We start from the raw sequence: 13631 nt of genomic DNA, 5'->3' as shown, positions 1-13631 counted from the left end.
AGGTCTTGTTTTCTTGAGGCGCAGGCACTTTATCGCGGCCGGGCTGGCCGCCCCGTTCAGCCGGCTGGCCCGTGCGGCCGGCGCGACGGTCCTGGTGGTCGGCGACTCGCTCAGCGCCGAGTATGGCCTGCCGCGCGGCAGCGGCTGGGTCGCGCTGCTGGAGCGGAAGCTGGCGGCCGAGAAGATCGACGCCCGGGTGGTCAACGCCAGCATCAGCGGCGACACCACCTCGGGCGGACGCTCGCGCCTGCCTTCGCTGCTGGCCCAGCACAAGCCCAGCCACGTGGTGGTCGAGCTGGGCGGCAACGACGCCCTGCGCGGGCTGCCGCTGGAGATGACCCGCGCCAACCTGGCGGCCATGGTGCAGGCGGCGCAGAAAGCCGGCGCCCGGGTGCTGCTGGTCGGGATGCAACTGCCGCCCAACTACGGCGCCGGCTATGGCCAGCGCTTCGCGGCGCTGTACGCGGACGTGGCGCGCGAGCAGCGGGCGGCGCTCGTGCCCTTCCTGCTCGAGGGCGTGGCCGACGGGCCGGACCCGACCCGGCTGTTCCAGCCCGATCGCATCCACCCCAACGTGGATGCGCAGCCGCGCATGCTGGCCAACGTCTGGCCGCAACTGCGAAAGCTGCTCAAGTGAGCCTGCTTCGCCTGGCCGCCGGCGAAGCCGCGGCGCGCCTGTCGGAATTCGACACCGTGATCGACGCGCGCAGCGAGTCGGAGTACGCCGAGGACCACCTGCCCGGCGCGGTGAACTGGCCCGCGCTCGGCGACGAGGAGCGCGTGCGGGTCGGCACGATCTACAAGCAGGTCAACCCGTTCGAGGCGCGCAAGGTCGGCGCCGGCCTGGTCGCCGCCAACATCGCCCGCCACCTCCAGCGCGAAGTGCACGACAAGCCCAAGGGCTGGCAGCCGCTGCTGTATTGCTGGCGCGGCGGCCAGCGCAGCGGGTCGCTGGCGCTGGTGCTGGACCAGATCGGCTTTCGCGTCAGCCTGGTCGAAGGCGGCTACAAGGCTTTCCGCGGCGCGGTGCTGGCGCAGTTGCCGCAGCTGGCCCAGCGCCTGCCCTACCGCGTGGTCTGCGGCCCGACCGGGGTCGGCAAGACGCGGCTGCTGCACGCGCTGGCCGCGGCCGGCGCGCAGGTGCTGGACCTGGAAGGCCTGGCCCACCACCGCAGCTCGGTGCTGGGCCTGATCCCGGGCCAGCCCCAGCCCGGCCAGAAGGCCTTCGACACGCGGGTCTGGGACGTGCTGCGCCGGCTCGACCCGGCCCGGCCGGTGTTCGTGGAAAGCGAGAGCCGCAAGGTCGGCAACGTGGCGGTGCCCGAGGCGCTGATGGCCGCCATGCGCGCCAGCCCCTGCCTGCGGCTGGAGCTGCCGGATGACGAGCGGGTGGCGCTGCTGCTGGAGGACTACGCCTTCTTCGTCCAGGACCCCGGGCTGTTCTGCAGCCGGCTCGAGGCGCTGGTGCAACTGCGCGGCAAGGCCCTGGTCGGGCGCTGGCAGGCCCTGGTGCGGATGGGCGAGCTGGAAACCGTGGTGCGCGAACTGCTGCAGGCGCACTACGACCCCGGCTACTCGGCCTCGATCCAGCGCAACTTCAGCGGCTACGCCGACGCGCCGGTGTGGCGGCTGCAGGACCGCAGCGCGGCCAGCCTGGCGCGATTGGCGCAGGAGATCGTGCAGGCGCAGCGCTGAACGGCTGCGCCGGGGCCGAGATGGGGCTCGGTGTGCGCGGGGCGGACTCAGTTCTGCGGCGGTTGCGGGCTTTCGGTCGCGGGCGCGCCCTCGCTCGGCTCGGCTTCGCTGCCGGCCTCATCGGCCGGCGCCCCGACGCCGGCCTTGCGATCGGCCTTGGCCCGGAGCTTTTCTTCCTTCTTGCGCTTCTTGGCCAGTTCCTTTTGTCGCTTCTCGTATCCGTAATTGGGTGTGGCCACAGCTCATCCGTAGGTTAAAGGGGGATGCGGGCACTGTAAGCCAAAAGGGAGGGGCCGGACACCTGGCCGCCCCCCGCCCGTTCAGCCGAGCGCCCGCAGCGCCTGTTCCAGGTCGGCCTGCAGGTCGGCCGTGTCCTCCAGCCCGATCGCCAGGCGCACCAGCACGCCGCGGTAGGGCCAGGTGCCCAGTTGCGCGCTGCGCATGGAAGGGATGTCGTAGGGCACGGCCAGGCTGACGGGGCCGCCCCAGGAATAGCCCAGGCGGAACAGCCGGAGCGCATCGCAGAACGCGTCGACCTGGGCCGGCTCATGGCGCTCGTGGAACACCACCGAGAACAGGCCGGCCGCCAGGCCGTCGTCGCCGCACAGCGCCCGCCAGTGCTCATGGCCGGGCGAGCCCTCCAGCGCCGGATGCAGCACCTGCGCGACTTCGGGCCGGGCCTGCAGCCAGCGCGCCAGCGCCCGCGCCGAAGCGTCCTGCGCCCGGTAGCGCAGCTCCAGGCTGGGCAGCGAACGCAGCACGGACTCCGTGTCGTTGGCGCCGACGCCCCAGCCCATGCGCATGTGCGAGAGCTTGAGCTTGATGTGCAGGGCGTCGTCGCGCGTGGCGATGCTGCCCATCAGCACGTCGCCGCCACCGCTGGGGTACTTGGTCAACGCATGCACCACGATGTCGGCGCCGCTGCCCGGCGCGACGCGGCCGCCCGTGCCCAGGTCGAAGCCGTTGAAGGCCAGGCCGGCGCCCCAGGTGTTGTCCAGCGCGCTGGTGATGCCGCGCTGGCGGCAGACCTGCGCCAGCTGCGCCAGCGGCGGGAACTCCATCGTCACCGACCCGGGCGCCTCCAGCCAGACCAGCCGGGTCTTCGGCCCGATGCGCCGCTCGAGGTCGGCCGGCTTCATCGGGTCGTAGCGCTGGTGGCTGACGCCCCAGCGCGCCAGTTCGCCCTCGGCCAGCGCTTTCGATGGCCCGTAGACGTTGTCCGGCAGCAGCACTTCGTCGCCGGCCGCGAGCAGCGCGCAGTTGACGGCGCTGATCGCCGCCAGCCCGCTGGGCACCAGCAGGCAGTGTCTGGCGCCTTCGAGCGTGGCGATGCGCTCTTCCAGCAGGAAGGTGGTGGGCGTGCCGTGCAGGCCGTAGGTGTAGCCGTCCTTGTGCTTCCAGTCGCGCGCCCGTAGCGCGGCGACGTTCGGGAAGAGAACGGTGGAGGCCTTGAACACCCCCGGCTGCAGCGCCTCGAAGCCGGCGGGCGGAACGTAGCGGTGGTGGATGAGGTCGGTGGGACGCGCGGGCATCGTTCGATGGTAGCGCGCCCCCCCGACCCCGCCTCGGCGCGGGTCAGGCGACCAGCTTCTGCGCCTCGTTGGCCGCCGCGTCGAGCAGCGCCCGGATGTCGCGTCCGGCCGCCTCCAGGCCCTGGGCCCGGCTGTCCTCGCCCATGTCCAGGCCTTCGGCACGCACGATGCGCACATCGGTGATGCCGAAGAAGCCGAAGACGGTGCGCAGGTAGCTCTCCTGGTGGTCCATCGCCGCCTCGTAGGGCGTGCCGGCGTAGGCGCCGCCGCGGCTGGACACCACCACCAGCGTCTTGCCGGCGGCCAGGCCTTCGGGGCCCGCCGCGGTGTAGCGGAAGGTGCGGCCGGCCTGCGCCAGGCGGTCGATCCAGGCCTTGAGCTGGCTGGGGATGGCGAAGTTGTACATGGGCGCGCCCACCACCACCACGTCGGCCGCCAGGAACTGGCTGACCAGCTTTTCGCTCAGCGCGTTCTCCTGGCGCTGCCGCTCGGTGACGCCCTCGGCGCCGGGCGCGAACTTGATGCCCAGCGAGTGCTCGTCGAGGTGGCTGGGGGCGTCGGCCACCAGGTCGAGGGACTCGACGGTGGTGCCGGGATGGGCCTGGACCCACTCGCGCACGACCTGCGCGCTCAGTTGCCGGGAAGCGGAGGCAGCGCCCTTGGCGCTGGAATCGACATGCAGCAGTTTCATGGTTGTCGTCCTGTTCTTGAATCGGTGCTGGAATGATGGAGGTGGAACGCCTCTCTGATAAGCCCGCTTCGGCGGGAATAATCGTTCCATCAGCAGGACAATCAAGCCATGCAAGACCTCAACGACATGCTCTATTTCGCCGAGGTGGTGGACCAGGGCAGCTTCGCCGCCGCCGGCCGCAAGCTGGGCCTGCCCAAGTCCACGCTGTCGCGGCGCATCGCCGCGCTCGAGGCGCAGCTGGGGGTGCGACTGCTGCACCGGACCACGCGCAAGCTGTCGCTGACGGTGGCCGGCGAGGCCTACCACCGCCACTGCGCGGCCCTGCGAGACGAGGCCCAGGCGGCGCAGGACGCGGTGGCGCACGTGCGCAGCGAGCCGACCGGCACCGTGCGCGTGACCTGCCCGGTCACGGTCGCGCAGACCACGCTCGCGCCGCTGCTGCCCGGCTTCCTGCAAGCCCATCCGCGCGTGCGCATCGACATGCAGGTCACCAACCGCGCGGTCGACCTGGTGGACGAAGGCATCGACGTGGCGCTGCGGGTTCGCGCCACGCTGGAGGACAGCGGCAGCCTGGTGGTCAAGCGGCTCGGGCTGAGCCGCACGCCGTTGCTGGCCGCGCCCTCGCTGCTGGCGCGCGAAGGCCGGCCGGCCTCACCCGAAGGCCTGGCGGCGCTGCCGACCGTGGCCATGTCCGCCGTCGACGGCCGCGCCCGCTGGCAACTGCTGGGCCCGGCCGGCGAACGCCATGAGCTTCAGCACCAGCCGCGCTGCGCCGCCGACGACATGCTGACGCTCAAGCTGCTGGTGCTGGGCGGCATCGGCATGGGCGTGCTGCCGGAGTTCATGTGCCGCCAGGAGCTGCGCACCGGCAGCCTGGTGCCGGTGCTGGCAGGCTGGGAGCCGCAGCCGGGGGTGCTGCACGCGGTGTTCCCATCGCGCCGCGGCATGACGCCGGCGGTGCGCGCCTTCCTCGACTTCCTGGGGGAACAGGTGTCGGCGGAGGGCACGGACTGCCCCGAGTGACAGGCGCTCAGACCTTCCACTTCTCCAGCAGCTTGTCCGGCCCCATGGCGTCGTAGCCCTCGAACGGCTGGTGGATCCAGGGGTTGCTGGGCAGGAACTCGACCGAGTAGTCGGGCGTGAAGCTGGACAGCCCCTTGGTCCAGATCACCGCGCTGCGCAGCTCGGTGATCGGCTGGTAGCTGGTGCGCAGCAGGTCCACCACCCGGTGCAGGGTGTGGCCCGAGTCGGCCAGGTCGTCCACCAGCAGCACCTTGCCGGCGATCTCGCCCTTGGGCGTGGTGATGTAGCGCGCGATGTCCAGGTGGCCCTGCACCTTGCCGGCGTCGGCCCGGTAGGAGCTGGTGGACATGATGGCCAGCGGCTTGTCGAAGATGCGCGAGAGGATGTCGCCCGGCCGCATGCCGCCGCGGGCCAGGCACAGGATGGTGTCGAAGGCCCACCCCGACTGGTACACCTTGATCGCGAGCTTCTCGATCAGGTTGTGGTACTCGTCGTAGCTCACGTACAGGTGCTTGCCGTCTTCGGTCAACATGGGGCTGGGGACTCGGGAGGTTGGGTCGGGGAACGGGGGCCTGGCGCTCACGCCAGGTACGGGTGCCGCATCATGATCGTGTGGTCACGGTCGGGGCTGGTCGAGATGATATCGATGGGCACGCCGGTCGCGTGCTCGATGCGCTGCAGGTACAGCCGCGCGTTCACCGGCAGCTGGTCGTACTCGGTCACGCCCACCGTGCTCTCGCTCCAGCCTTCCAGCGTCTCGTAGACCGGCTTGCAGCGCGCGATCTCGTCGGCGCCCAGCGGCAGGATGTCGATGTGCTCGCCATCGAGCTCGTAGCCGGTGCACAGCTTGAGCTCCTCCAGGCCGTCCAGCACGTCCAGCTTGGTGATGCACAGGCCCGAAAGGCCGTTGACCTGGGCGCTTCGCTTGAGCAGCGCGGCGTCGAACCAGCCGCAGCGGCGCGCCCGGCCGGTGGTGACGCCGCGCTCGGCACCGACGGTGGACAGGTGGTAGCCCACGGTGCCCGGCTTCTCCCAGTCCAGTTCGGTGGGGAACGGGCCGCCGCCCACGCGCGTGCAGTAGGCCTTGGTGATGCCCAGGATGTAGTGCAGCATGCCGGGCCCGACGCCGGCGCCGGCGGCGGCATTGCCGGCCACGACGTTGCTGGACGTCACGTACGGGTAGGTGCCGTGGTCCACGTCCAGCAGCGTGCCCTGGGCGCCTTCGAACAGCAGGTTGTCGCCGTGGCGGTGCGCCTCGTTCAGCTCGCGCGAGACGTCGGCCATCATCGGCTTGAGCTGCTCGCCCAGGCGCAGCGCCTCGTCCAGCACCGGCTGGTACTCCACCGCCGGCGCGTGCAGGTAGGTGGTCAGCACGTGGTTGTGCAGCTCCAGCAGCACCTTGAGCTTCTCGGCGAAGCGCGCCGGGTTCTTCAGGTCCTGCACCCGCAGCGCGCGGCGGGCGATCTTGTCCTCGTAGGCCGGGCCGATGCCGCGGCCGGTGGTGCCGATCTTCTCGTCGCCGCCCTTCTCGCGCAGCGCCTCGCGCGCCACGTCCAGCGCGGCGTGGAACGGCAGGATCAGCGGGCAGGCCTCGCTGATGCGAAGGCGCGAGCGCACCTCGACGCCGGCCTTCTCCAGCCCCTCGATCTCCTCGAACAGCTTGGCCGGCGACAGCACCACGCCGTTGCCGATGTAGCACTTCACGCCCGGCCGCATGATGCCGCTGGGAATCAGGTGCAGCGCCGTCTTGACGCCGTTGATCACCAGCGTGTGGCCGGCGTTGTGGCCGCCCTGGAAGCGCACCACGCCCTGTGCCATCTCGGTCAGCCAGTCGACCAGCTTGCCCTTGCCTTCGTCGCCCCACTGGGTGCCCACGACGACCACATTGCGACCCGTTGTCTTGCTCATGACTTGAAAACCGGAAATGAAAAAAAGAGGATCAGAGGCCGCGCACGACCCAGCGGCCGGCCTGCTCGGCCAGCTCGCGGTCGCAGTGGAACTCGTCCACCTGGCTGTCGTGGCCCGGCAGCACGCACACCACCGTCTCGCCGTCGGCGCGCAGGCGCGCGATCGCGGCGCGCAGCTCGGGCTGCTCGCCCCAGGGCGCGCGGATGGCGGCCTTGAGCGGCCGCGCGGCGGCCACGCCGGACAGCTCGCGCACGTCGAGCGAAAAACCCACTGCCGGCCGGTTGCGGCCGAACACCGCGCCGACCTCGTCGTAGCGGCCGCCGCGCACCAGCGCGTCGGTGGCGCCGGGGGTGTAGATGCCGAAGCGCATGCCGCTGTAGTAGGCGTAGCCGCGCAGGTCGGCCAGGTCGTAGCTCACCGCCGCCTCGCCCAGGTCGCGGCCCAGCCATTCGAGCTGGTCCAGCGCCTGCCCGATGGCGGTCGATGCCGGCAGCACGCGGCGCGCCTCGGCCAGCACCTGGGCATCGCCGTACAGCGTCACCAGCGCGGCCAGCCCCTCGCGCGAGGCGGCCGGGAAGTTGCGGGTCAGTTGCGCCAGCGCCGTGGCGTCCTTGGCGGCCAGCGCCGCGTGCACGTCGCGCAGCACCTGGGCATCGACCGGCACGCCGGCGAACAGGGCGCGCACGATGCGCGCGTCGGCCAGGTCCACCGTGAGGGGCGCGACCCCGGTCGCCCGCAGGCAGTCCAGCGCCAGCAGCAGCACCTCGCGATCGGCTTCCAGCCCCGCGTGGCCATAGACCTCGGCGCCGAACTGCAGCGGCTCGCGGGTGGCATGGGGACGGTCGGGGCGGGCGTGCAGCACCGGCCCGCAGTAGCACAGGCGGGCCACGCCGGCGCGGTTGAGCAGGTGGGCGTCGATGCGCGCGACCTGCGGCGTGGTGTCGGCGCGCAGGCCCAGCGTGCGGCCGGAGAGCTGGTCGACCAGCTTGAAGGTCTGCAGCCCCAACGCCTCGCCGGTGCCGGTGAGCAGCGACTCCAGGTGCTCCAGCAGCGGCGGCATCACCAGCTCGCAGCCGTAGCCTCGCGCGGTGTCGAGCAGCTGGCGCCTCAATTCCTCGATGTGCCGGGCCTCGGAAGGCAGGACGTCGGCGATGTGATCCGGCAGGACCCAGGCGGACATGGACAAAGGGGGGCTGTTAAAAGAGGGATTCTACCGGCGCATGCGATGAGGTCCGCTGCCTCGGCCATGGGCCGCCTCGCCGGCGCCCGGTCTGCGGGCCCGCGCCGGCGCTATGTCACCAGCAGCAGGAGCAGCAGGCCGAGCCCCACGCTGCACAGCCCGAAGAAGCGCAGCTGGCCGTCGCGCAGCTCCAGCAGCTTGCGGAAGGTGTCGCGCCAGGCGCGCGGGGCCAGCAGGGGAAACAGCCCTTCGAAGACGAGCACCAGGGCCAGCGCGGCCCAGAGCGTCGAGCCGTCCAACGCAGCCCCCCTACCGTCGGGGGCCGGACGCGCCCGCGCCGCCACGGAAGGCGCGGAAGAACTCGGAGCCGTCGGGATCGACCACCAGCAGGTCGCTGCGCTTGTTCAGCGTGGCGCGGTAGGCCTCCAGGCTGCGGTAGAAGTGGGCGAACTGCGGGTCGCGGCCGAACGCGTCGGCGTAGATGGCGGCGGCCTGGGCATCGCCCTCGCCCTTGACCTTCTGCGCGTCGCGGTAGGCGTTGGCGATGATCACCTCGCGCTGGCGGTCGGCGTCGGCGCGGATCTTCTCGCTCTCGGCGGCGCCGGTGGAGCGCAGCTCGTTGGCCACGCGCTTGCGCTCGGCTTCCATGCGGCGGTAGACCGATTCGGTGATGGCCTCGCTGTAGTCGACGCGGGTCACGCGCACGTCGACCACGTCGATGCCCCAGGGTTGCGCGCCCTTGACCTGCGCCAGCACCTGGTTCTTGACGTCGTTCATCACCTCGTCGCGCTCGGAGGACAGCAGCTCGCGCACGGTGCGCTTGTTGACCTCCTGGTTGAAGGCGCTGCGCACCACGTTGCTCAGGCGGTTGGCGCCGGTGGCTTCGTCCAGGCCGACGTTGCGGATGTACTGGGTGGGGTCGGTGATGCGCCAGCGCACGTACCAGTCGATCACCACCGGCTGCCGCTCGGCGGTGAGCACCGGCGTGGTGTCGTTGCCGTCCAGGTTGAGCAGGCGCTTGTCGATGTAGCTGACGTTCTGGAACGGCGGCGGCAGCTTGAAGTTCAGGCCCGGCTGGGTGATCACTTCCTTGATCTGGCCGAGGGCATAGACCACGCCGAACTGGCGCTGGTCGACGACGAACAGCATGGAGCTGAGGAGGGCCAGCACCACGAGGGCGGCGGCGGCGAAGAGTCCGATCCGGTTCATGTTTCTCGTGAGTCCTTCGCGCTCAGCGGGTCTCGCGCTCGCGGCCGCGGGCGTTGTCGCGCGTGCGCGCATCGGAGGGGCTGGCGCTGCCGCCGGGCGCCGCGGCGCCGGGGTTGGCGGCCGGCTCCGGCGGCACCGTCGCGGCGCCGCCCTGCGCCACCTGCTGCATGATGCGGTCGAGCGGCAGGTACAGCAGGTTGTTTCCCTGGCGCGAATCGACCATCACCTTGGTGACGTTGGCGTAGACCTGCTGCATGGTGTCCAGGTACATGCGGTCGCGCGTCACCTGGGGCGCCTTCTGGTATTCGGTCAGCACCGAGCGGAAGCGCTGCGCATCGCCCTGCGCGGTGGCGACCACGCGCGCCTTGTAGGCCTCGGCTTCCTCGCGCAGGCGCGCGGCGGAGCCGGCGGCGCGCGGAATGACGTCGTTGGCGTAGGCGGCGCCCTCGTTCTTCAGGCGCTCGCGCTCCTGGCTGGCCTTGTTGACGTCGTCGAACGCCGCCTGCACCTGCTCGGGCGCGCGCACGCCGCCCTGCTGCAGGTTGATGGCGACCACTTCGACGCCGGAGTTGTAGCGGTCCAGGATGGCCTGCATCACGCCGCGCACGCGCGGGGCGATCTGCTCGCGCTCCTCGCCCAGCGCGGCGTTCATCTGCATGTTGCCCACCACCTCGCGCACCGCCGTCTCGGCGGCCTGGCCCACCGTCTCGGCCGGGTTCCGGATCTCGAACAGGTAGGCGCGCGAATCCTTCAGCCGGTACTGCACCGAGAACTTGACGTCCAGGATGTTCTCGTCCTGGGTCAGCATGGCGGATTCCTTCAGCCCGGTGGCCTTGATCACGGCGTCGCGGCCGATGTCGACCGAGCGGATCTGGGTGACGTACACCACCTCGTGCCGCTGGATCGGGTACGGCAGCCGCCAGTTGAAGCCGGCGCCCACCGTGGACTTGTAGCGGCCGAACTGGGTGATCACCGCCTGCTGGCCTTCCTGCACGATGAAGAACCCGGTGCCCAGCCAGATCAGCACCAGCACCGCCATGATCAGGCCGATGCCGATGCCGGCGCTCTTCATGTCCGGCTGGAAGTTGCCGTTCGGCTCGGGACGGCGGCCGCGGCCGCCGCCGAACAGCCCGCCCAGGCGGCGGTTGAAGTCGCGCCAGAGTTCGTCGAGGTCGGGCGGGCCCTGGTTCGGGCCGCGCGGGCCATCCGGGCGCTGGGGGTCGGGCCGGTTGTCCTTGCCGTCGTCGTTGCCGTTGCCGCGCCCCCAGCGCGGATCGTTCAGGTTGAACATGCCTCGGAGGCGCCAGGACAGCGCGGCGAGCATGCGGGGGGCGTGAGGCTTCATTCCGGTCGGTGTTTCTTTTCGTTGGGCTGGGCCGATTGTGCCCAATCAGGCGGCGGCATCGTGCAATTCGGGGGTCGGCGGCATGGATGCGCTGGCGCGGGCGGCGGCACGGGCCGCGAGCTCGCGGCGCAGCGCGGCCAGGCCCTCGCCGGTGCGGCTGCTGACGAACAGGCGGCGCACCGGCGTGCCCTCGACCTCGACATGGTCGGCCAGCCGATGCGGGCGCCGCGATGCGTCCAGCGCATCGAGCTTGTTGAAGACCAGCAGCTGCGGCACCCGGTCGGCGCCGATCTCGTGCAGCACCCGCTGGACCTCCTCGATCTGCTCGGGGTGGTGCGGGTTGGCGGCATCGACCACGTGCAGCAGCAGGTCGGCGTCGGCCGCCTCCTGCAGGGTGGCCTGGAAGGCGTCGATCAGGCCGTGCGGCAGGTCGCGGATGAACCCGACCGTGTCGGACAGCGACACCGACCGGCCGCCGCTGCCGCCCTCCTCGTCGTCGAGGTAGAGCCGGCGGGTGGTGGTATCCAGGGTGGCGAAGAGCTGGTCGGCGGCATAGGCGCGCGCCTTGACCAGCGCATTGAACAGCGTCGACTTGCCGGCGTTGGTGTAGCCGACCAGCGAGATGGTGAAGGCGCCCTGGCGATCGCGCTGGCGGCGCTGGGTGTGGCGCTGGCGCTTGACCTTCTCGAGCCGCTCGCGGGTGCGCTTGATGGCGTCGCCGATCATGCGGCGGTCCAGCTCGATCTGCTTTTCGCCCGGGCCGCCGCGCACGCCGGCGCCGCCGGTCTGGCGCTCCAGGTGGGACCAGCGCCGCACCAGCCGGGTGCTGACGTACTGCAGCCGCGCCAGCTCGACCTGCAGCTTGCCCTCGTGGCTGCGCGCGCGCTGGGCGAAGATCTCCAGGATCAGCAGGGTGCGGTCGTTGACCGGCAGGCCCAGGTGGCGCTCCAGGTTGCGCTGCTGGCCGGGGCTGAGCGACTGGTCGAACAGCACCTCGGTGGCGCCGCTCTCCTCGGCCAGCGCCTTGATCTCGTCGGCCTTGCCGCGCCCGACGAACAGCGCCGCATCGGGCGCCTTGCGGCGGGCGGTCAGGCGCGCCACCGGCTCGAGGCCGGCGGTGCGCGCCAGCTCGCCCAGCTCGTCGAGCTCGGCGTCGAAATGGGGAAGGCCCAGATCGACCCCCACCAGGATGGCGGGGGCTTCAGGTCTTGCGGGGGATTGGGGCAAAACGGGAATCGGGGCTGTCGGGCCCGGCTGGACCCCGACCGGAGGGCGCGTGCCGCGCGGCGGGTCAGCCCGCGGCGGCGGCTTCGTTGCTCTCCGCAGCCGAGAAATTCACGGCGCGGCCGGGGACGATGGTGGAGATGGCGTGCTTGTAGACCATCTGGGTGACGGTGTTCCTCAGGAGGACGACGTACTGGTCGAAGGATTCGATCTGCCCCTGCAGCTTGATCCCGTTGACCAGGTAGATCGACACCGGCACATGCTCTCGGCGCAGCGTGTTGAGGAAGGGATCTTGTAGTAGCTGGCCCTTGTTGCTCACGATATTCTCCGTGTTCGTGGTGTTGGAAAGCGCACCTTACCACAGCAACCTGCTGCGCAAGGGCGACGGCACGGCGGCCGGTCCGACAGACATGGGGCCGGCACGGACGGGTTCAAGGGCCCGGGCGGCCGGCGAGGGCCGAAATACCTTCAGTCCTTGTCGGCGTACGGGTTCTTCGAGGTCTTCATCTCGACGCGCAGCGGCGTGCCGATGAGGTCGAAGGCCTTGCGGAAGCGCCCCTCCAGGAAGCGCTTGTAGGCATCGGTGACGTGCTCGAGCGAGTTGCCGTGCACCACGATCACCGGCGGGTTCATGCCGCCCTGGTGGGCATAGCGCAGCTTGGGCCGGAACATGCCCGAGCGCTTGGGCGCCTGGAACTGCACCGCCTCCTGCAGCAGCCGGGTCAGCACCGGCGTGGACATCTTGGTCATGGCCGCCTTGTGGGCCTGGGCGATGGAGGCCCACAGCGGCCCCAGCCCCTGGCGCTTCTTGGCCGAGATCAGGTGCAGCGCGGCGAACTTCAGGAAAGCCAGCCGGCCCTCGATCTGGCGCTGCACCTGCTCGCGCTGGTAGGCATCGACCGCATCCCACTTGTTGACCGCGATCACCACGGCGCGGCCGCTCTCCAGGATGTAGCCGGCGATGTGCGCGTCCTGGTCGGTGACGCCCTGGGTGGCGTCCAGCAGCAGCACCACGACGTTGGCCGACTCGATCGCCTGCAGCGTCTTGACCACCGAGAACTTCTCGATCGCCTCGAACACCCGGCCCTTGCGGCGCAGCCCGGCGGTGTCGACCAGCTCGTAGCGCTGGCCGCCGCGCTCGAACGGCACCGAGATGGCGTCGCGGGTGGTGCCCGGCAGGTCGAAGGCGACCAGCCGCTCCTCGCCCAGCCAGGTATTGATCAGGGTCGACTTGCCGACGTTGGGGCGGCCGGCCACGGCCAGCCGGATCACGTCCGCTTCGGCCTCGGCGCCCTCCTCGTCCGGCTCGGGCAGGTTCAGCGGCGCCAGCGCGAGCTCGACCAGGCTGCGGATGCCCTGCCCGTGCGCCGCCGAGACGGCGTGCACCTCGCCCAGGCCCAGCTCGTAGAACTCGGACAGCTGCACGCCCTCGGTCATGCCCTCGGCCTTGTTGGCCGCCAGCACCGTGGGTTTGCCCAGCTTGCGCAGGTAGGCCGCGATGTCGTGGTCCTGGGCCGACAGGCCCTCGCGCGCATCGACCACGAAGACCACCACGTCGGCCTCGGCCACTGCCTGCCGGGTCTGGCGCGCCATCTCCATGTAGATGCCGCTCTCGGCCGTCGGCTCGAAGCCGCCGGTATCGATGACGATGAACTCGTGCGGTCCGTGCTTCGCGTTGCCGTAGTGGCGGTCGCGCGTCAGGCCGGCGAAGTCGGCCACGATGGCGTCTCGCGTCTTCGTCAGCCGGTTGAACAGCGTCGACTTGCCGACGTTGGGGCGGCCCACCAGGGCCATCACGGGTTTCAAGGGACCGCCCTCTTTCCT

General features: G+C 70.9%; 15 protein-coding genes. 3 read left to right on the top strand and 12 right to left on the bottom strand.

What is annotated here, in order from left to right; all coding sequences use genetic code 11:
* Positions 1-13 precede the first annotated feature (13 nt).
* Both PE066_RS20970 and mnmH read left to right on the top strand, forming a co-directional pair.
* Entirely contained in the window at positions 14-637 is a 624-nt protein-coding gene (locus tag PE066_RS20970) for an arylesterase (RefSeq protein WP_440480554.1), read from the top strand.
* Positions 634-1695: a tRNA 2-selenouridine(34) synthase MnmH gene (gene mnmH / locus PE066_RS20965; RefSeq protein WP_271234450.1), complete on the top strand. Its 1062-nt coding sequence runs from the start codon at positions 634-636 to the stop codon at positions 1693-1695. The genes PE066_RS20970 and mnmH overlap by 4 nt, the downstream gene beginning before the upstream one ends.
* 47 nt (positions 1696-1742) lie before the next feature.
* Here mnmH and PE066_RS20960 read toward each other — a convergent pair whose 3' ends face one another.
* From PE066_RS20960 to PE066_RS20950, 3 genes are all read right to left on the bottom strand, one after another.
* On the bottom strand, positions 1743-1934 hold the full coding sequence (locus PE066_RS20960) for a hypothetical protein (protein ID WP_271234449.1): 192 nt from the start codon (positions 1932-1934) through the stop codon (positions 1743-1745).
* Positions 1935-2015: 81 nt separating this feature from the next.
* Entirely contained in the window at positions 2016-3227 is a 1212-nt protein-coding gene (locus tag PE066_RS20955) for a PLP-dependent transferase (protein WP_271234448.1), read from the bottom strand.
* Positions 3228-3270: 43 nt separating this feature from the next.
* On the bottom strand, positions 3271-3918 hold the full coding sequence (locus PE066_RS20950; protein ID WP_271234447.1) for an FMN-dependent NADH-azoreductase: 648 nt from the start codon (positions 3916-3918) through the stop codon (positions 3271-3273).
* Positions 3919-4026: 108 nt separating this feature from the next.
* On the opposite strand from PE066_RS20950, the gene PE066_RS20945 reads away from it, so the two are divergent.
* Complete coding sequence (locus PE066_RS20945) at positions 4027-4941, top strand: LysR substrate-binding domain-containing protein (RefSeq protein WP_271234446.1); 915 nt, start codon at positions 4027-4029, stop codon at positions 4939-4941.
* A gap of 7 nt (positions 4942-4948) precedes the next feature.
* On the opposite strand, the gene PE066_RS20940 is transcribed toward PE066_RS20945, so the two are convergent.
* The 9 genes from PE066_RS20940 to der form a co-directional block, all read right to left on the bottom strand.
* Positions 4949-5473 carry a phosphoribosyltransferase gene (locus PE066_RS20940; protein ID WP_271234445.1) on the bottom strand — a complete coding sequence of 175 codons (525 nt, stop codon included), beginning with the start codon at positions 5471-5473 and terminating at the stop codon, positions 4949-4951.
* 47 nt (positions 5474-5520) lie between these two features.
* The gene (locus tag PE066_RS20935; RefSeq protein WP_271234444.1) at positions 5521-6849 is read right to left on the bottom strand and encodes an adenylosuccinate synthase; all 1329 of its coding nucleotides are present in this window, start codon (positions 6847-6849) and stop codon (positions 5521-5523) included.
* A 31-nt stretch (positions 6850-6880) separates the two neighbouring features.
* Complete coding sequence (locus tag PE066_RS20930; RefSeq protein ID WP_271234443.1) at positions 6881-8029, bottom strand: ATP phosphoribosyltransferase regulatory subunit; 1149 nt, start codon at positions 8027-8029, stop codon at positions 6881-6883.
* Between the two features lie 110 nt (positions 8030-8139).
* Positions 8140-8328, bottom strand: a complete 189-nt coding sequence (locus tag PE066_RS20925) for a DUF2065 domain-containing protein (RefSeq protein WP_271234442.1) — start codon at positions 8326-8328, stop codon at positions 8140-8142.
* A 10-nt stretch (positions 8329-8338) separates the two neighbouring features.
* Positions 8339-9238 carry a protease modulator HflC gene (gene hflC / locus PE066_RS20920; RefSeq protein ID WP_271234441.1) on the bottom strand — a complete coding sequence of 300 codons (900 nt, stop codon included), beginning with the start codon at positions 9236-9238 and terminating at the stop codon, positions 8339-8341.
* A 22-nt stretch (positions 9239-9260) separates the two neighbouring features.
* The gene (hflK, locus tag PE066_RS20915; protein ID WP_271234440.1) at positions 9261-10583 is read right to left on the bottom strand and encodes an FtsH protease activity modulator HflK; all 1323 of its coding nucleotides are present in this window, start codon (positions 10581-10583) and stop codon (positions 9261-9263) included.
* A 45-nt stretch (positions 10584-10628) separates the two neighbouring features.
* On the bottom strand, positions 10629-11768 hold the full coding sequence (gene hflX, locus PE066_RS20910) for a GTPase HflX (protein ID WP_440480553.1): 1140 nt from the start codon (positions 11766-11768) through the stop codon (positions 10629-10631).
* Positions 11769-11874: 106 nt separating this feature from the next.
* Positions 11875-12126 (bottom strand): RNA chaperone Hfq, encoded by a 252-nt coding sequence (gene hfq, locus PE066_RS20905; RefSeq protein ID WP_271234438.1) that lies wholly within the window; start codon positions 12124-12126, stop codon positions 11875-11877.
* Positions 12127-12275: 149 nt separating this feature from the next.
* Positions 12276-13613, bottom strand: a complete 1338-nt coding sequence (gene der / locus PE066_RS20900) for a ribosome biogenesis GTPase Der (protein WP_271234437.1) — start codon at positions 13611-13613, stop codon at positions 12276-12278.
* Positions 13614-13631: the final 18 nt, after the last annotated feature.

It is taken from the genome of Ramlibacter tataouinensis (assembly GCF_027941915.1).
Lineage (GTDB): Bacteria > Pseudomonadota > Gammaproteobacteria > Burkholderiales > Burkholderiaceae_C > Ramlibacter > Ramlibacter tataouinensis_C.
The sequence above is the reverse complement of the archived record's forward strand: the minus strand, read 5'-3'. Positions and strand labels throughout refer to the sequence as shown.